The sequence below is a fragment of the Paenibacillus borealis genome, from assembly GCF_000758665.1.
GTDB classification, from domain to species: domain Bacteria; phylum Bacillota; class Bacilli; order Paenibacillales; family Paenibacillaceae; genus Paenibacillus_AQ; species Paenibacillus_AQ borealis.
This window is the reverse complement of sequence record NZ_CP009285.1, coordinates 1,573,881-1,589,950: the sequence shown is the minus strand read 5'-3', so window position 1 is coordinate 1,589,950 and position 16,070 is coordinate 1,573,881. Positions and strand designations below refer to the sequence as shown.

At 47.3% G+C, this 16,070-nt stretch carries 19 protein-coding genes and 1 tRNA gene; 4 read left to right on the top strand and 16 right to left on the bottom strand.

All coding sequences use genetic code 11. From position 1 onward, the window contains the following. Positions 1-102 precede the first annotated feature (102 nt). Both PBOR_RS06775 and PBOR_RS06770 read right to left on the bottom strand, forming a co-directional pair. A complete protein-coding gene (locus PBOR_RS06775; RefSeq protein WP_042211021.1) occupies positions 103-1,374 on the bottom strand; it encodes a TadA family conjugal transfer-associated ATPase in 1,272 nt (423 codons plus the stop codon). Beyond that, positions 1,371-2,531 (bottom strand): P-loop NTPase family protein, encoded by a 1,161-nt coding sequence (locus PBOR_RS06770; RefSeq protein ID WP_042211020.1) that lies wholly within the window; start codon positions 2,529-2,531, stop codon positions 1,371-1,373. Before PBOR_RS06770 ends, PBOR_RS06775 begins: the two co-directional genes overlap by 4 nt. A 294-nt stretch (positions 2,532-2,825) precedes the next feature. Here PBOR_RS06770 and PBOR_RS06765 point away from each other — a divergent pair, with 294 nt between their 5' ends. Beyond that, positions 2,826-4,028, top strand: a complete 1,203-nt coding sequence (locus PBOR_RS06765; RefSeq protein ID WP_042211019.1) for a copper amine oxidase N-terminal domain-containing protein — start codon at positions 2,826-2,828, stop codon at positions 4,026-4,028. Between the two features lie 69 nt (positions 4,029-4,097). On the opposite strand, the gene PBOR_RS06760 is transcribed toward PBOR_RS06765, so the two are convergent. The 3 genes from PBOR_RS06760 to PBOR_RS06750 all read right to left on the bottom strand — a co-directional run bounded on the left by PBOR_RS06760 (position 4,098) and on the right by PBOR_RS06750 (position 5,603). Next, on the bottom strand, positions 4,098-4,496 hold the full coding sequence (locus tag PBOR_RS06760) for a thiol-disulfide oxidoreductase DCC family protein (protein ID WP_042219035.1): 399 nt from the start codon (positions 4,494-4,496) through the stop codon (positions 4,098-4,100). Between the two features lie 125 nt (positions 4,497-4,621). Continuing rightward, a complete protein-coding gene (locus PBOR_RS06755; protein ID WP_042211018.1) occupies positions 4,622-4,900 on the bottom strand; it encodes a hypothetical protein in 279 nt (92 codons plus the stop codon). Positions 4,901-5,183: 283 nt separating this feature from the next. Then, positions 5,184-5,603 (bottom strand): organic hydroperoxide resistance protein, encoded by a 420-nt coding sequence (locus PBOR_RS06750; protein WP_042219034.1) that lies wholly within the window; start codon positions 5,601-5,603, stop codon positions 5,184-5,186. A gap of 187 nt (positions 5,604-5,790) precedes the next feature. Here PBOR_RS06750 and PBOR_RS06745 point away from each other — a divergent pair, with 187 nt between their 5' ends. After that, positions 5,791-6,270 (top strand): glutathione peroxidase, encoded by a 480-nt coding sequence (locus PBOR_RS06745; RefSeq protein ID WP_042211017.1) that lies wholly within the window; start codon positions 5,791-5,793, stop codon positions 6,268-6,270. Positions 6,271-6,396: 126 nt separating this feature from the next. Here PBOR_RS06745 and PBOR_RS06740 read toward each other — a convergent pair whose 3' ends face one another. The 3 genes from PBOR_RS06740 to PBOR_RS06730 form a co-directional block, all read right to left on the bottom strand. Further along, on the bottom strand, positions 6,397-7,335 hold the full coding sequence (locus tag PBOR_RS06740) for a polysaccharide deacetylase family protein (protein WP_042219032.1): 939 nt from the start codon (positions 7,333-7,335) through the stop codon (positions 6,397-6,399). 110 nt (positions 7,336-7,445) lie between these two features. Beyond that, positions 7,446-7,528: transfer RNA gene (locus PBOR_RS06735), tRNA-Leu, on the bottom strand. Between the two features lie 118 nt (positions 7,529-7,646). Further along, complete coding sequence (locus PBOR_RS06730; RefSeq protein WP_042211016.1) at positions 7,647-8,015, bottom strand: helix-turn-helix domain-containing protein; 369 nt, start codon at positions 8,013-8,015, stop codon at positions 7,647-7,649. Positions 8,016-8,161: 146 nt separating this feature from the next. Here PBOR_RS06730 and PBOR_RS06725 point away from each other — a divergent pair, with 146 nt between their 5' ends. Together PBOR_RS06725 and PBOR_RS06720 are read left to right on the top strand one after the other, a co-directional pair. After that, positions 8,162-8,359, top strand: coding sequence for a Rha family transcriptional regulator (locus PBOR_RS06725; protein WP_042219029.1), 198 nt, complete (start codon positions 8,162-8,164; stop codon positions 8,357-8,359). A gap of 35 nt (positions 8,360-8,394) precedes the next feature. Continuing rightward, on the top strand, positions 8,395-9,039 hold the full coding sequence (locus PBOR_RS06720) for a PAS domain-containing protein (protein ID WP_042211015.1): 645 nt from the start codon (positions 8,395-8,397) through the stop codon (positions 9,037-9,039). Between the two features lie 12 nt (positions 9,040-9,051). On the opposite strand, the gene PBOR_RS06715 is transcribed toward PBOR_RS06720, so the two are convergent. The 8 genes from PBOR_RS06715 to PBOR_RS06680 form a co-directional block, all read right to left on the bottom strand. Then, positions 9,052-9,303 carry a hypothetical protein gene (locus PBOR_RS06715; RefSeq protein WP_042211014.1) on the bottom strand — a complete coding sequence of 84 codons (252 nt, stop codon included), beginning with the start codon at positions 9,301-9,303 and terminating at the stop codon, positions 9,052-9,054. A gap of 276 nt (positions 9,304-9,579) precedes the next feature. Beyond that, the gene (locus tag PBOR_RS06710; RefSeq protein WP_042211013.1) at positions 9,580-9,924 is read right to left on the bottom strand and encodes a hypothetical protein; all 345 of its coding nucleotides are present in this window, start codon (positions 9,922-9,924) and stop codon (positions 9,580-9,582) included. Positions 9,925-9,970: 46 nt separating this feature from the next. After that, positions 9,971-10,927 (bottom strand): zincin-like metallopeptidase toxin domain-containing protein, encoded by a 957-nt coding sequence (locus PBOR_RS06705; RefSeq protein ID WP_042211012.1) that lies wholly within the window; start codon positions 10,925-10,927, stop codon positions 9,971-9,973. A gap of 147 nt (positions 10,928-11,074) precedes the next feature. Next, the gene (locus PBOR_RS06700) at positions 11,075-11,482 is read right to left on the bottom strand and encodes a hypothetical protein (protein ID WP_042211011.1); all 408 of its coding nucleotides are present in this window, start codon (positions 11,480-11,482) and stop codon (positions 11,075-11,077) included. An 11-nt stretch (positions 11,483-11,493) separates the two neighbouring features. Next, entirely contained in the window at positions 11,494-12,759 is a 1,266-nt protein-coding gene (locus tag PBOR_RS37665) for a deaminase domain-containing protein (RefSeq protein WP_218918883.1), read from the bottom strand. A 266-nt stretch (positions 12,760-13,025) separates the two neighbouring features. Further along, positions 13,026-13,394, bottom strand: a complete 369-nt coding sequence (locus tag PBOR_RS06690; RefSeq protein WP_042211010.1) for an Imm3 family immunity protein — start codon at positions 13,392-13,394, stop codon at positions 13,026-13,028. 26 nt (positions 13,395-13,420) lie between these two features. Further along, on the bottom strand, positions 13,421-15,559 hold the full coding sequence (locus PBOR_RS37970; protein WP_245648067.1) for a deaminase domain-containing protein: 2,139 nt from the start codon (positions 15,557-15,559) through the stop codon (positions 13,421-13,423). Between the two features lie 107 nt (positions 15,560-15,666). After that, entirely contained in the window at positions 15,667-15,966 is a 300-nt protein-coding gene (locus PBOR_RS06680) for a WXG100 family type VII secretion target (protein ID WP_042134296.1), read from the bottom strand. Between the last annotated feature and the right edge of the window lie 104 nt (positions 15,967-16,070).

The following is a 16,070-nucleotide window of genomic DNA, read 5'->3' as shown; positions in this document are numbered from 1 at the left end:
AATCAACAGCAGAATCAACAGCCGGCTGAACCGGCTTTATTCCTTTCACGGATGTTCTTCTATCCGCTTTGGTTACACGCCGGCTTCTGTTCTTCAAGGCTTTCAGGACACAACCTCCTCTGACTTCCTGCTGGCTGCGCTGAAACGCAGCAATGCATAATCTCTGATTCCGGCCATTCGCAGCTTACCAGTATGCAGTAACGGATTGCCGCAGGGAGCAAGGCTGCCCTGAACCCGGCCATCCCGTTCCCCGGTTTCCTGAAATTCATATAGCGGATTCAGCTCCACCTCACCGTTCCGCAGACCGTTGACTTCACAAATCTCCATGACTCTGCGCGAACGGTCCCGCAGCCGCGAGAGATGTACGAATATATCTATCGCTGACCCGATCTGCTGACGGACTACAGCTACCGGCAGCTCCGCGGCACTGAGGACCATAGTTTCCAACCTGCTGACCATATCATGTGCGCTGTTGGAATGCCCCGTTGATAAGCTTCCATCATGACCAGTATTCATCGCCTGCAGCATATCCAGACACTCTGCTCCACGCACCTCACCGACAACGATGCGATTCGGCCGCATCCGCAGTGAAGTGCGGATCAGATCGCGGATGGTAATCTCGCCCCGTCCTTCCGTGTTGGCATTCCTGGTCTCCAGCGAGACCAGATTAGGTACCGTTATAATCTGCAGCTCTGCGGAATCCTCTATCGTAATCACACGCTCCTGCGGCGGTATAAACTGTGACAGAGCATTCAGAAACGTAGTCTTGCCCGAGCCTGTACCCCCGCTGATGAAGATGTTATATTTCGCAGCTACCAGAATCTGCAGCAGCTCTGCGGCTTCCTGGCTGAGCGCTTCACGCTTCACCAGTTCGGCCATGGTCATAGGTGTCTCAGGGAACTTGCGGATGGTCATTGCCGGTCCCCTTAGCGCAGCAGGCGGCAGTACGATATTGACACGCGAACCGTCCTGCAGCCGGGCATCGACAATCGGCGAAGATTCATTCACCACCCGGTCAACGCCGGAAACTACAGTCTGGATGATATCCTCCAGCCGGCTTCTGGATTCAAAAGCCAGCGGCAGTCTGCGGATCATGCCGTCCTCCTCCACAAAAATCTCCTCATGGCTGTTGATCATAATCTCGGTAATGGCCGGATTATCCACCAGCGGCTGCAGGATATCCAGTCCCCGGAAGGAGTCAAACAGCTTCTTCACCAGCTCGTGCTTCTCCTTGGCCGTCAAAAATTGCAGATTATCCCGGCCGAGAATAATCCGTTCAATGAAAGCAGCAAGCTCACGGTTTCCTATGGCCGAAGTAACGTCCAGCCCTGCCCGGATGTCGCTGCGCAGTGCTCTGAACATTTCTTCATTCATGCAGTACTCCCGGTAAATACGCCTGGCAATGCCGGTTCAACAATACTTCTGCAGAGCTGCTGCACACCGGCTATGAATTGCGGTGAGCTCAGGCACAGCTCTCCGTAATGCTGCATCCCCCAGGAAGGAATATACGGAAGTACACCCGCCAGCCCGCTCCCGGTATCCGCCGGGTTGTCATTCACCGCTTCCCTGCAGCAGTTCATCACGAATCTGCTCCTGCCCTTCAGTTCCGGGGGCATGCCGGAGTGCATACTGTCGAAGTAGGTAAGCCAGCGTTCCGTCTTGTGCAGGCTTACCTGCTCATTCTTCAGTACCCACACCAGAACACCGCATCTGTACAATACCGCCTGTGCCCGCTCCTCCTCAATGCTTCCGGTATCCGCAATGATCACATCATAGTTTCCGGCCGCAGCCAGCCCCTCCAATATATCCAATGTGTCCTGCCGCGACATCTGGAGCATTTCCTTGAAATTCTCCACAGGTCTGAATGCATCACACCGCAGGCTATCATGCCTGAACGCATAATCCTCCCATACGGGTTTGCCCCTCCCTCCCTTGTTCTCTCCTCCTCCAGCCTTAAGTTCATAGAGCAGACGTTCAAGGCCCGGAACGTTGCCGCCCGGCATCCGCAGATATAATCCGCTGCTGTCCACACTCTCCAAATTGAGGTAGAACACGGATAGGCCCAGTGCACCAAGCTGCTTCGCCATATTCAGGGCGACCGTTGTTTTCCCGCTGCTGCCGCTTGCCGAGACTACACCCAGCAGCAGCGTTTGCTCCTTAGGAGCAGCGGCAGTTCTGACCCGCTTCAGATCACACAGCTGGAGAATGGACTCCAGCAGCGACGGAAGTGCCTGGTATTTGGCAATCCTCATTCCTCCTGCCAGATTACCGGCATTCGCCAATTCTCCGCTTTCACTCAACACTGCCCACGGAATCGTGTTCCTTCCTTCCACCAGCCAGGCTTCAATGAAGGAAGGGTCTCCTGCAACGGCATCCGGAATCTCGTCTCCTTTCATAAATTCCACAAAAGTATCCAGCCTGCTGAACGCCGTGATCCGCAGCATTTCGCCATACTCACTATGGTGCAAATAATGCAGCAATGGTTCAATGTACTGGCTCTCCCGGACTGCAAGCACGATTCTTGCCGTCATGAAATCACTCTCCTCTCAGAATAATGGCAAAAATGGCAGCAAAAAAAGCACCGCCAATAACCGTGGGATACGGTCATTGAACGGTGCTTCCGTTACTATTCCTCTAATTTACAGCTATAGTAGCACATATATAGAAGCTCAGCAATAGCTTTTTTACCAATATCCGAGAGAACCTCCCATAATCCCCCTTCCTAACATGTCCTGCGAGGGATATGTGACCATTCGCCCTGCCCCTTTATAATACATATGTACATAAATAAGTTAGTCCAGAATATTGAGAGGGGTTTTAGATTCATGAAAATAATTCCCGGATTCCTTGCCGTTCTTGCCATATCCGGTGCAGTCAGCTTATCCGCTGCCGCAGCAGAACAGCCTATTACGGTCCTGATCGATCAGCAGAAGCTGAACCTGAGCTCCAGCTCGCCGGTCAAAGACAACGATTCTATTCTCGTGCCTATGCGCCCGGTCTTCGAGAAGCTGGGCCTGGAGCTAGCCTGGGATGCCAAGACCAGCACTGTCACCGCCAGTAAGGAAGGCCTGAGCATCACACTTCAGATCGGCAGCAAGAAAGCCAGCGTCAACGGAACGGTCAAGTCTCTGGCAGCCGCTCCCCGGATGATTAATAATGTGACGTTTGTCCCGCTGCGCTTCGTTAGTGAGGCTACCGGAAATCAGGTGAGCTGGGATGCCAAAGCCAATACCGTCGCGATCACCAGCACCATAGATACCGTTACAGCCACCAAAGAAATAACAGCCCTGTTCGATAAATATGAGGACTATTCCAACTACGAGGATGCCAAAGGTTTCGTATCGCTCATCGATCCGCAGTCTCCGCTAACCGCGATCGGTACACAGCTTGCAGAGCAAATGGCGAAGTATGATACCAAGACCACGATCGAGCAGATGAACATTATTGATGTGCAGAAGAGTGAAGCAACTGTGCAGACAATCGAAACCATTAAGAAGCTCGGCGGTGCTTTTATGCTGAACAGCAAAGCTGAGTACATCTATTCCTTGACCCGGAGTGCCGGCAGCACGCAGTGGCAGATCAGCAATCTGCAGATCAAGGCTATAGAGTATTCCCTTCCGGAGGGAACTCTCGAAGCTGCAGTTTCGGTCCCCAAAGCTGACGAAGATCTGATCAATGCCGTGGTCCAGGCTAATTTTGATTATACCAACAAAGAGAATCTCGACGGCCTGCTCACTACCATCGACGAGACTTCGTCTGCATACGCCCAGACCAAGCAGCTCTATGCCCAGATGTTCCAGGTCTATGATCTGGAGTCGGCTATTGAGTCTTCGAAGATTATTGATTATACAGCCGATGAAGCCTCCGTATATCTGGTCCAGACAACCAAGAAACTAAGCGGGCCTGCGTTACCGGATAGCCGCTCCACGACTGTAACAACCCTGAAGAAGTCCGCTGACGGCAAATGGAAGCTTGTCCAGAGCTATATGCTTAAGACGGAACCTTTGAATTCATCTGCGTCAAAATAATCTGCAACCCAAAAAGCAGTGCCGCCCCTCAGAGGACGGCACTGCTTTTGTATTAAATCCGGCTTCCCGCTACAGGAATCTCCGCTTCAGTTCCGGCGACGGGAGCAGACACTGCTCATCCCGGCCGAACCAGCGGTAGCGGTTCCTTGCCACGAGCCTGTACAAGGCGTTACGCAGCGGTTTCGGCACCAGGATTAACACATATGCGGCCGGCCATGGAAACCGCAGCCTGCGGGCAATGCGCAGCACTGCAGCGGACTCTGTATAATAGCTGCCGTTCTCCACCAGCACCACTGTGTTCAACTGATGGTCAGGCAGGCCGCCAGCCCTCAGTAATTCCTTGCCAGCCTCACTCTGCAAGGAGGCGAACATGAAGTTCGCCCGGGGATCACGCGGAATAATGAACCGGACCAGCCCCTGGCACAGATGACAGACTCCATCAATCAGCACAATGGACTCATTCTGCATTTCCCTGCACTCTTCAGCCACTTCGCCGCCCCCTTCCTCTTAGGTATAGTGTACCCCTCAAATCATCTTCTGAACAAAGCAAAAACGCGGGATAGCTCCCGCGCCTACAATGTCCGTTCTTTTAATTATTCAGCAATTGCCTTGTTAATCCACTCGTCGCCAGTCATTTGCTCTTCGAAATCAGCTGTGAAGGATTCCATGCATTTGCAGATGAAATCTTTGCGGCATACCGGACATGGTGTCTTGAGCAGGCGGCTGATGTTCGTCATTTTCCATTCCGGAAACCGATTGTAGAACGCGCGGCACTCCGTTCCGTCAGCAAGCTTGATAATGAACTCGTACAATCCTTCCTTATCGTTGCTGCTGGCTTTGGTCACATTCGTAATATTCGGTCTGTAAGACATCTTCATCACCCATTATTTAAATTTTTGGTAGTTAATTGCACACGCGACATTAACAGATACTTAGACATATTAAAGAATTTCCGGGGTGATGTCAACCAAACTGCAAGCTACCGCCCGCTATTTATTGCACTTCTAGCCTTCTCCGACTCTATTTAGCCATTATTCCCAGCTTTGTTCATTCCTACCCGTTGCCTCTGCGGCTCTACACAGTATAAGACCGGACATCGGCTGTCCGGCCTTAGAGAGGAACACTTCATTTCCATTGATTTAGCTTCACCATTCTCTACAGTACGTTCAATTCTACCTCAATATTTCCCCGGGTCGCCTTCGAGTACGGACAGAAATCATGGGCTTTCTTCGCCAGGTCTTCCGCTACAGACCGTTCAATACCCGGCAGTTTCACATCCAGTCTAACAGCCAGCTTGAAGCCTCCGTCACTCTCATCCTTGCCGATCAGCACGTTGGAAGTGATCTCCACATCCTGCAGCTTCATTCCCTCTTTACGGGCTATGTTGGCTAGAGCACTTTCATAGCAGGCACCATAACCTGCCGCGAACAGCTGCTCCGGATTTGTGCCTGCACCGCCGGGACCGCCAAGCTCCTTCGGAATTTTGAGGTCATGCTTAAGAGCTCCATCGGATGATTCCACCGAACCCTCGCGGCCCCCGCGAACCGTTGCTGTAGCTGTATATAACGCCTTCAGTTGTACTGCAGTCATGTTTGATCTTCTCCTTTTTCAAGCGGATTTTGTACAAACACCTACCTTTTACTTAAACAACCCCTGCATTTTGAAACGATTATGCAATGTTGTCACAACCTGGAGGGTTGCATCTGGCGGTGAATGGTGTACAATTAAATTGTGATAAATCAATGTTCGGGAGGAATTATCCATGAGTGTCTATGATTATAAAGCCAACACCCTTAAGGGCCAGGAAGAATCACTCTCCAAATACAAAGGCAAAGTACTGCTCGTCGTAAACACAGCCAGCAAATGCGGTTTCACTCCTCAATATAAGGGTCTCCAGGAAGTGTACGATAAATTCAAAGACCGCGGTTTTGAAGTCCTCGGGTTCCCGAGCAACCAATTCGCCGGACAGGAGCCGGGTGAGAGCGAAGACATCGCGGAGTTCTGCGAGATTAATTACGGTGTAACCTTCCCTATGTATGAGAAAATAAATGTTAACGGCAGCGAAGCTCATCCCCTGTTCAAATATCTGTCCAAAGAAGCACCCGGCGTACTCGGCTCGAAGAGCGTGAAATGGAATTTCACCAAGTTCCTGGTGGATCAGGAAGGCCGCGTGCTCAAGCGGTTCTCACCGCAAACCACACCGGACCAGATTGAAGCAGATATCGCCAAGCTGCTTGACTAACGCAACCTAATTCATCCATTTACCGCAAAATACAAACACCCTTCCTACCCGAATGAACGGGTGCAAAGGGTGTTTTTTATTCTAGTCCCGCAGGTGAACTGTCTGTAACCAGCCCCGCCGCAAATCTTACCTTACCAGGCGCATTTCGTCACGCACGTCCTTCCAGGAGATCAGCCGGATTTCCTCGTTCTCCAGCAGCTGTCTGAACTCCCCGTCCATGCACAAGTTATATTCCATTTCTCTTTTGGCGGAGGAGGGTGTGAGGGTGCGCATTTCTGCAGTGTCCCGTGACGGGTGGATGACCAGCTCCGTTATTCCTGCTTTCATTCCTTGAACAGCCTTGAATACTTTACACTTAACATCGGGATACTCCTCCCCGTCCTCGTATTCATAAGGCAGAATGATTAAATCATCAATCAGCGTAATTCCCCGGCGGTCTGCCGAATCAATCCTCTTCTGGAACAACTCCCGCATCTGCGGAGTTAAAAAAGGCTGGTTGACAATGTTCCGGGGCAGCTTGAACGGTAATCCGTATTCCTCACACAAATCGAAGGTCAGCTCCAGAAAATCACGTCCACCCGCCAATCCCAATAGACTGCCCTCATGGCTGTCCAGATGTGTCGGATCAATCCCCATCCTTATGGCAGCTTCGAGCTGATTGCGTACTTCAGTCCTGACCGCTTCTTCAGCAGCGTACCGCTCCACCTCTGCCGACTTTTCCCAAAAGTAGCCATGTGCCGTAATCAGCGACTGAACACTTCCATCTCTTGTTACAGGCCCCCACTTATATTGCGGGAAACTGGAAGTAAGCGTGAGATGCACACCGATATTCGCTTCACGGTTATGTACGGTATAATCAGCTGCCTGCTTAGCCCAGGGCCCCGGCATCATAATCATAGCGGAAGTAATGGCCCCCGTGTCCCAAAGCTCCATAATCGCCTCATTCATAGAGTTGCACAGGCCAAAATCATCCGCAGTTATAATCAAATAGCGCCCATTCGGACACCGTCGCTTATTCAAGTCTTCACTCCATTCTTCACTCCGTCCGGTATACAAAATCCCCATCTCCTTCATATTTGCATCCCATTCCGTACAGCAGCAAACACAAATAGACAGCAAAAAACCTGAAGTCCCTTATGAACAAGGAATTTCAGGTTTCTGCTGCTTACATGTTATGCGGTAGAGAGGACTCGAACCTCCACGGGTATACACCCACTACCCCCTCAAGATAGCGTGTCTGCCATTCCACCACTACCGCGCGGTGTGTACAATATTGAAGCTTTGTTTGAGGCCAACATTCAATATTATAAATCCATTGCTTCGAAAAGTAAAGATGCCCTTTTAAGAATTTTCACTCCTGTCAGAGCATCCCTTACTCAGATAGAAATATCGCCATCCGCCTTGCGCTTACGGTACTCCGTAAATTCAATATATTCTTTAATAAATTCCTTCTCTTTCGGCAGCAATTCGTCCGTTTGGCAATTCAGTTGCCCTATTTGGCCAAAAAAATAATCCTCTCCGCTTTCTTTCAGAGTGTCCGGATTCCGCTTGCCCAGTACCAGCCAGTCAAGGCTGACATTAAAAAACGAGGCGATCTCAACCAGCTTATGCGTACCGGGTGTCGACTTGCCCCGCTTCCAGTCCCCCATGTTGCCGGTGCTGATGTTCAGCTTCTCACCGAAAGCTTTCTTCGTAAGTCCTTGCCGTTTGATCAGATATTCAATTCGCTCGTAGATGGAGTGCATCGGCAACCCGCCTTCCGCCAAAATAATTAATACGTAAAAACGTTATTTTTATTGTAAAATGACGTAAAAAAGTATATAATTAACTATTATTATCTCTTTTCATTATTATATCATAACGGCTGGATAGTCGATAAGAGGTGAGCTACCTGAACAGCAAACGCCCCATTACTCCATTCGGCTGGGCTATCAAGCAGCGTCTGACCGAACTGCATCTGGACCAGAAGAAATTCTGTGAGTTACACGGCATCCCGCCCTATCGGCTATCCAACCTGATTCACGGCACACGCAAAGCCGACCGTTACCGCCGCCAAGTCGCCGAACTGCTGAACCTCCCGCCATCCTAGCTTGTCATTCCTGCATACCCAAGGAGCGATTACAATTGCCGGACAGTATCTCCTCTTCCATCACCCAGTCCCTCAATGCCATGAAGCATAACTCGCTGGTTATTATCAGCAATGGAGACATCCGGTTCGCTAGCGATCACTGGGGGGATTTTAATCGGCTGTACGGCTTCTCAGGAGCAGGAGACTGGCGGGGATTAAATGTTCTAGAGCTGTTTCGGCACAGGCTGGCTGATACGGACGGGATGGTGAAGCTGGAGCAGCTGCTGCGCGATATTTTTGAAGGAATCCGCCTTGCCTCCAGTGTTGAAGTAACTCTCCTGACTGGCAATGGCGGCAGCAGAATATTTCACCTGGATATCTTCCCGCTCATTACTGAACAACAAGCACCCGCGCATCAGACTGCCGTCCTTACACTGCGAGATATCGGCCCTTCCCCTAATGCAAAGGAATCTGCCGGTCCTGCCCATGTAACCCAGAGCCACAGCGTCGTCCATCTGCATCCAAGCCCCCAGCTCGTGCCCATCTGTGCGGGCTGCAAATCAGTCCGGAACAGCCAGGAGGAATGGATCACCATCGAACGTTTCCTGAAGCTGCAGCTCTCTTTACAGTTCACCCATGACATCTGCCCGGACTGCATCCGCGAGCTGTACCCTAAATATGCTGCGGCTCTGAAGTGGTGATCCGGCCGGTTGTTATGGTCTGGCAATGTCGCCTCGGAGTCGGCAAAATTTTCTAAATATCAACACTAGATCAACTAACAAACCATCGAGCGGCTTTTCAAAGAAATCTTTCTGTAGTGCGTCCCATTCATGATCAATAAAAGTAAACCAATTAGGGCTTACCGATGAAATATCAATTATCCCAGGTTTTGATTGTTCGTATAAATCTCTTTTCAAGCCGTTTTCATCATTATTTGAAAACACTATAACCCCCTCCAAGTTCATTAGCTATTCATCCTCCCTATCGGAGCCAACTATTCTACAATTGTGTTACATTTTGAAAAAAACGAGAAAGCGAACATAACAAAAAACAGGTCAATCAAGGTAGTATATAACCATAATCGACCTGTTAATGTAACTATACCGCGTTATATAGGTTATACTATCCAAGCATTATTGTACAAACAAACCGGCATCACATGGGTTAAGCATGCTATTGATTAAATGATGAGTTCATTTGGCACCGGGTCACCCCTAAAAAGCGAACAATATTCATTCAATTCAATCATCATTAAATGTCTCTTCAAACTCTTCAATTGTATATCCTCTATTGCTAGATAAATGGTAGCGTTGAGGTATCCCATTATGGTCTAAGACATGGTCAACAACACCATCAACATCAGAAATAACAAAAGTAATTTCATCATCGCCCTCATATTCCTTCGGTGTTATATCAGCCAACACAAGCCATGCACTTCCTATTATTCTATAAAATTCTTCGTGAAATTTTACACTTTCATCAAAATCATCATTTATAGTACCATATAGATTGTGTTTTTTCTGATAGTCCTTTGCTATTTGTATCGCTTGACTAGCTGTTAAGTTTGTTTTTCTTTTTTCTCTCATTATTCATCAAATCCTTTCCAACTTGGTGGAGGCCATTGTCCATTTCTTAATTTGAAGATGTATCTCTGTGCTTCGTAAATCTCTTCGGCACTAAATCAGGTCTTAAAACAATTTGTCCAGTATTAGGGTTAAAGCCACCCACGGCTTTTTGGGGTAAAACACTACCATTTTTGTCTATAATAACTTTAATATCATTTGCATTCATTTCACTCTTAAATTTTTTCAAGTCTCGTATACTCATAATTCTTAGTCCATCTGGAGTTAGTCGAGCTTGACCACTAACAGGCATATCTTCCCATTCTTTAAGATCAAATTCCCCCGTCCCCCCACTCCGAACCTCCTCAAGCTCCTTACCCTTCCCATCCATCTCCGCCTTGGCCTTAGCAGTGCCATCCACTTCTTTAAACTCCACTTCACGAATAGACCCGTTCACGAGCTTCTTTACACTGGACAGCCCTTTGCTCACGGCGGTGAATAAGGCATCTCCCGCTCCGGCAATCGTCGTGTTCACGCCTACCGAGATTAACCGCTTTCCCACGCTTTGCTTCCCATCATCCCGGTAATCGTTGATCGCGTCCATGGTTTCTTCAAGGGTTCCGCTGAGGGCTCCGGCTACCATGGATTTGAGTAAGGTGGGCGAGAACTTGCCTACCACGCCTGGCGTCTTCACTGCGCTCAGAAACTTCCAGGGCAGGCCGATACTGATAAAGGTTCCGGCTACTTGTCCCGCTTTTTTCCCATACGGATCGTCCATTGGGTTCACATAGCCTTCCGGCGCTGGCCCTGCAATCCAGTCCCCCAGCGTCCTTGGCAGTCCAAATGCGGCCGTGTTAATGGCTTGGACAATCATATTGCTTCCGCCTACCAGGATATTCGCCACTGTCTGGTTCCCGACTCCGCTTCTCGCCAATCGGTCTTGGTCTGCTGCTTCCTTATCCAGCTTCTCATTGCTAGGAAGTTTTGATAGTAATACGGAAATGAATAGCAGGCTAATCATGGCCATATCTAACCATAATTAGCCTGCAAAATTAGTAAAATCCTCATACGACAATACATGGGTTTATATGTTATTTGTTGACTGATGCTTTAATTCGCACTGGATGGCCTACACATAATTATGTTTGTAGTAACCACCTTTACAATACTAATATTAATCAACTTTCAAACCTAAGATGTATTCAACTCTTGACTTAGTAGCAAAGCTTGTCTCCCTAATTTTATACTCATCTATACTATCAATTAATTTTTTACAAACTTGAATGTCTTGCAACAGCTTTTCAATGTCGTTTTTATCTATATTTTCTTCGAATTCAGCGTTTTCAAGGTAAATATCCAGCTTGTAATATATAAAATCAGCAATTTCTTTATATTTTAAACTCTCTAGGGCAATAGAAATAAAATATAATGTTTTGGTAAATAAACTATCGTTTACTCTTCTCCATTCTTCTTCTAACATTTTCGCTGAAGCCTGCGCTACATTTAAACCCTCTTCTTCTATATATTCCTCAAAGCCGAATACTACAGAATCTTTTATTCTTTCATAGCCCATAATGTTCATACTATTACACCTCATCTCATACTTTTTGAATAAACATTTACTTGAATATTCGGGAACTTACGTCTAAATTCCATAATTAAATTCGAGCAACTTTGACATGCATCCAGTTCGGTAAATAAATCTATTTGACCTTTAACATTAGGGTCTTTTATTTGAGAAGCAATATCTTCAAGAATCTTTGCCTCCGTGTCATTAAATCTTGGAAATTGATCATCAACATAGGTTTCCAATGATTTATCCACCTTAGAATAACTCAAATCTCCAACATTACTTCCCACGCTATCAGAAGAATGAATTTGACTATGTGCTTGAAATTCTTTCTTAATGCCAGGAATGTTTACATCTGCTACAGCAACATTTCCAAAAGTTAGATTATCTAGTTTCCTATCAAGTTTTTTTCTTTGTGTACTTGAAAGGTTCTTGTATTCGTCAGAATTTCTTATTTTTTCAATTTCTCGATTAATTTCATTTCTGATATTTTGCGTTTTCTCATAAAGACTGTCAATTGCCGTCCCCCCAACCCGAACCCCCTCAAGCGCCTTAGCCTTCTCATCGATCTCCGCCTTGGCCTTGGCGGTGCCATCCACTTCTTTAAACTCCACTTCACGAATAGACCCGTTCACAAGCTTCTTTACACTGGACAGCCCTTTGCTCACGGCGGTGAATAAGGCATCTCCCGCTCCGGCAATCGTCGTGTTCACGCCTACCGAGATCAAACGCTCGCCTACGCTTTGCTTACCATCATCCCGGTAATCGTTGATCGCGTCCATGGTTTCTTCAAGGGTTCCGCTGATCGCTCCGGCTACCATGGATTTTAGTAAGGTGGGCGAGAACTTGCCTACCACGCCTGGCGTCTTCACTGCGCTCAGAAACTTCCACGGCAGGCCGATACTGATAAAGCTTCCAGCTATTTGTCCCGCTTTTTTCCCATACGGATCGTCCATTGGGTTCACATAGCCTTCCGGCGCTGGCCCTGCAATCCAGTCCCCCAGCGTCCTTGGCAGTCCAAATGCGGCCGTGTTAATGGCTTGGACAATCATATTGCTTCCGCCTACCAGGATATTCGCCACTGTCTGGTTCCCGACTCCGCTTCTCGCCAATCGGTCTTGATCTGCTGCTTCCTTATCCAGCTTCTCGTAATACGCCTTAAGCTCTTCATATCGCCGGTCCTGCTCCTCAGGCGGTAAGGTGAACCAGTAGGTTCCCTTCACATTCGGCACTGTGTGGAGTTGAGAAAGGGACAACAGAAAACCACAATACAGGTGTGTAGCTTGCATTGTGGCTTGGCAGAATGTATTGCACGATCTTGTTGTTTGGTTTGTAAATAAGTTTATGATTGATATAGGGATTTTGATTTTATTAAAATATTCACTTGTCTTTGGGTATCCTCATCTAAAACATCAAAAACAGATTTAAATGAATCTGAATTTTTTTCGAGATACTACAGGTCTGCCCTTTTAGGCCCCAATCAATTGAAATTCGCAAGACTCAAGTTATATGTTCATTTGGCACTGGGTAGCCCACCATCAGAAGTAAGAATCTATTATTTTTCAACCCTAGAATTATAATCAATGGGCATTTCTTTAAGAGAAATTAGAACATTTTTAATCCTAGTAGTCAAATCAGCAAGGTCTTCGCCTGATATCAGTCCAAGTAACTCATCAGGGTTAAATTCACCTAGTAATTCCTCAATAGAATTCAAATTGCCGATAAAAACACTTTGATGTGAAGAAATTATTTCTCCCAGAGCTGCAGAGACTATAATATTCTCAACTTTCCCTTCATTTCGCACCGTCTCAAAATCATATGACGTTCTTGCAAGTGCATGTTGATTATTCAATTTTTTTTCAAGATAAGTACTGTAGTTTCTATTTACAGCTTCAAATAGCTCTTGATATTCCCAGTCATCCATAGAGTGCCGCTCCTTTCAAGAAATTTTTATTTAATTCTATTTCCATTGTTATGAATAACTTCCACTGTTATATTTTTGTACTTTGCAGTGAATTCAGCGATAACTCTATTACAACTCAAACAAGTGTCAAGTTCTGTAAACAATTTAATTGTACCAATAGTCTCTGTTTTCTCCTTCAACTCAGATGCAATTTGATTAAGTATTTTATACTCAGTATCTGAATCTCTAGGATACCATACACCTTCCTTATTTGGAGCGTCAGTAGCCTTAAAAACTGGATTTGTTGGTTGTATTGATATGTTCGGAACTCTTTCACTTAAAGAAGGACTCAACTCATCAATACTGCTATGTGCAAAAAACTCCTTTTCTTTGATAGTTGCTATATTAACCTCCGCTAATGCAAAGTTTCCTGATTTTTTATAATCACTTGTTAATAATAATCTTAATTCTTTCACCTTACTGATAATATGAGCTTCTTTTATAGGATCGATTGCTCTAGTGGGATACAGATTCCCTGTCCCCCCACTCCGAACCTCCTCAAGCTCCTTACCCTTCCCATCGATCTCCGAATTGGCCTTGGCGGTGCCATCCACTTCTTTAAACTCCACTTCACGAATAGACCCGTTCACAAGCTTCTTTACACTGGACAGCCCTTTGCTCACGGCGGTGAATAAGGCATCTCCCGCTCCGGCAATCGTCGTGTTCACGCCTACCGAGATCAAACGCTCTCCCACGCTTTGCTTCCCATCATCCCGGTAATCGTTGATCGCGTCCATGGTTTCTTCAAGGGTTCCGCTGATCGCTCCGGCTACCATGGATTTAAGTAAGGTGGGCGAGAACTTGCCTACCACGCCTGGCGTCTTCACTGCGCTCAGAAACTTCCAGGGCAGGCCGATACTGATAAAGCTTCCAGCTATTTGTCCCGCTTTTTTTCCATACGGATCGTCCATTGGATTGACATAGCCTTCCGGCGCTGGCCCTGCAATCCAGTCCCCCAGCGTCCTTGGCAGTCCAAATGCAGCCGTATTGATCGCTTGGACAATCATATTGCTTCCACCCATCAGGATGTTCGCCACTGTTTGGTTCCCGACTCCGCTTCTCGCCAAACGCTCTTGATCTGCTGCTTCCTTATCCAGCTTCTCGTAATACGCCTTGATTTCTTCATATATCCGGTCCTGCTCCTCAGGAGGCAAAGTAACCCAGTACGTTCCCTTCAGCCGCTCAATCACCTTCGGATCGTCTCGGTTTAGGATATCCGCTTCTGACACGCTGTTATGCGGGTCTACCGGCCCTATCGTTGCTTCCGGTTGGATCAGGGCCAGCTGCTGCTTCGCCCACTCCCCCTGCAATCCCGGTTCCATCGCCATCCGCAGCAACAGCGCATATTCTTCCTTCTCTATCAGTGGTACGCTTTTGTCAGTAATGGTTGGATCGTAGTCACAGGCTTTGATGGCGGACTGCTTGTAATATCCGCTGAGGTCTTTACCGGGCTGATACTGGACTTCGCTGATTCCCATTGACTTCAGCTTCTTGCGCGCTTCTTCTGCCTGCTGATGTGCAGCCTCCATTTGTGCCTGATTGCCAAAGGTCTTGTACACCTCGTAGGCGGTCTGTGACTTTCCAATCTGCTCCCGTGCTTCGTAAATCTCTTTCAGCTTTATCTCCGCGGCCAGTCCATCGATGCTTACCAGGCCTGACTGCTGAATCATTCCCCGCAGCTTCTGCACCACCGGATCGCTGCTCCATTCATCCCTGGCACTCAGGATCGTTAACGCACGAATCAGGCTGGTCACGGCCTTCTGTGCCAGGAAGGGGATAGCAAGTGGACCGAATGACCCACGGCTGCCTGCGCTTCCGAATAGTCCTGCCAGTACACCCAGCTGCTGGCTGAGCTGAGCTGCCTTCCGCTTATTCTCGGCTTGAACACTCTGGACTCCCTGGACGGCACTGCGTATAAGATCCTCCAGTTTCTCCGCTTCGCTGGTTAATTCCTTGATGAGCACTTGAGCCTTTAACAGCTCCTGCCCCAGCGGGATGCCGCTCCAGTCCGAGGCGTTTCCCTTGAACTGCAGATACAGCCGGTTGGTGTCCTGGCTGACCAGTCCAATCTTCGTCCGCAGGCGCTCTACTTCATCGACATTAAACAATAGTTTCGTCGTCGCCATAGCTTCCCCCTGCCAATTTCTAATAAAATCAGCTATGCAGCATGCTGCATAGCTGATTGCATTCTTATGTAGTGGGGCTCTTGCTGTTTATTGGATAAAGAAAATTATTAGAAGCTTTTGTTCTGAGCAGCTTTAATTTCTTTAGAAAGCGTTTCGTAACTGTTCGAAACATTTCTCATATGAATTCCAATATTCTCAAGAGCTTGGCCAAATGCAGTAAAGGTTTTATCCATTCCTTTCACCTTTTCCGCAAACTCTCTTGCGGCGGTATCCTCCCATATACTGTTCAACGTCGTAGCTGTAGTCGTAATTTTTTTCATTAAATTATCGTATTCTCCTTTTTGTTTTATAATATTCTCTGCAAGTGTTTTCAAACCATCGTAATTTACCGTTACTTTGTCTGCCATTATAAATCGCTCCTTATAAATCATATTTTTATATAAAAATGAACTTGAAAAACACAGTTATAAACTTGCGGAAATTTCAAGTCCATTAGTATAGCTCTGGTTCT

What these genes read in the sequence shown, in the direction of transcription:
- PBOR_RS06775 (WP_042211021.1), bottom strand. Translation starts at nt 1,374, where the DNA reads ATGAATGAAGAAATGTTCAGAGCACTGCGCAGCGACATCCGGGCAGGG.
- PBOR_RS06770 (WP_042211020.1), bottom strand. Translation starts at nt 2,531, where the DNA reads ATGACGGCAAGAATCGTGCTTGCAGTCCGGGAGAGCCAGTACATTGAA.
- PBOR_RS06765 (WP_042211019.1), top strand. Translation starts at nt 2,826, where the DNA reads ATGAAAATAATTCCCGGATTCCTTGCCGTTCTTGCCATATCCGGTGCA.
- PBOR_RS06760 (WP_042219035.1), bottom strand. Translation starts at nt 4,496, where the DNA reads ATGCAGAATGAGTCCATTGTGCTGATTGATGGAGTCTGTCATCTGTGC.
- PBOR_RS06755 (WP_042211018.1), bottom strand. Translation starts at nt 4,900, where the DNA reads ATGTCTTACAGACCGAATATTACGAATGTGACCAAAGCCAGCAGCAAC.
- PBOR_RS06745 (WP_042211017.1), top strand. Translation starts at nt 5,791, where the DNA reads ATGAGTGTCTATGATTATAAAGCCAACACCCTTAAGGGCCAGGAAGAA.
- PBOR_RS06740 (WP_042219032.1), bottom strand. Translation starts at nt 7,335, where the DNA reads ATGGGGATTTTGTATACCGGACGGAGTGAAGAATGGAGTGAAGACTTG.
- PBOR_RS06730 (WP_042211016.1), bottom strand. Translation starts at nt 8,015, where the DNA reads ATGCACTCCATCTACGAGCGAATTGAATATCTGATCAAACGGCAAGGA.
- PBOR_RS06715 (WP_042211014.1), bottom strand. Translation starts at nt 9,303, where the DNA reads ATGAACTTGGAGGGGGTTATAGTGTTTTCAAATAATGATGAAAACGGC.
- PBOR_RS06710 (WP_042211013.1), bottom strand. Translation starts at nt 9,924, where the DNA reads ATGAGAGAAAAAAGAAAAACAAACTTAACAGCTAGTCAAGCGATACAA.
- PBOR_RS06705 (WP_042211012.1), bottom strand. Translation starts at nt 10,927, where the DNA reads ATGGCCATGATTAGCCTGCTATTCATTTCCGTATTACTATCAAAACTT.
- PBOR_RS06700 (WP_042211011.1), bottom strand. Translation starts at nt 11,482, where the DNA reads ATGAACATTATGGGCTATGAAAGAATAAAAGATTCTGTAGTATTCGGC.
- PBOR_RS37665 (WP_218918883.1), bottom strand. Translation starts at nt 12,759, where the DNA reads ATGCAAGCTACACACCTGTATTGTGGTTTTCTGTTGTCCCTTTCTCAA.
- PBOR_RS06690 (WP_042211010.1), bottom strand. Translation starts at nt 13,394, where the DNA reads ATGGATGACTGGGAATATCAAGAGCTATTTGAAGCTGTAAATAGAAAC.
- PBOR_RS37970 (WP_245648067.1), bottom strand. Translation starts at nt 15,559, where the DNA reads ATGGCGACGACGAAACTATTGTTTAATGTCGATGAAGTAGAGCGCCTG.
- PBOR_RS06680 (WP_042134296.1), bottom strand. Translation starts at nt 15,966, where the DNA reads ATGGCAGACAAAGTAACGGTAAATTACGATGGTTTGAAAACACTTGCA.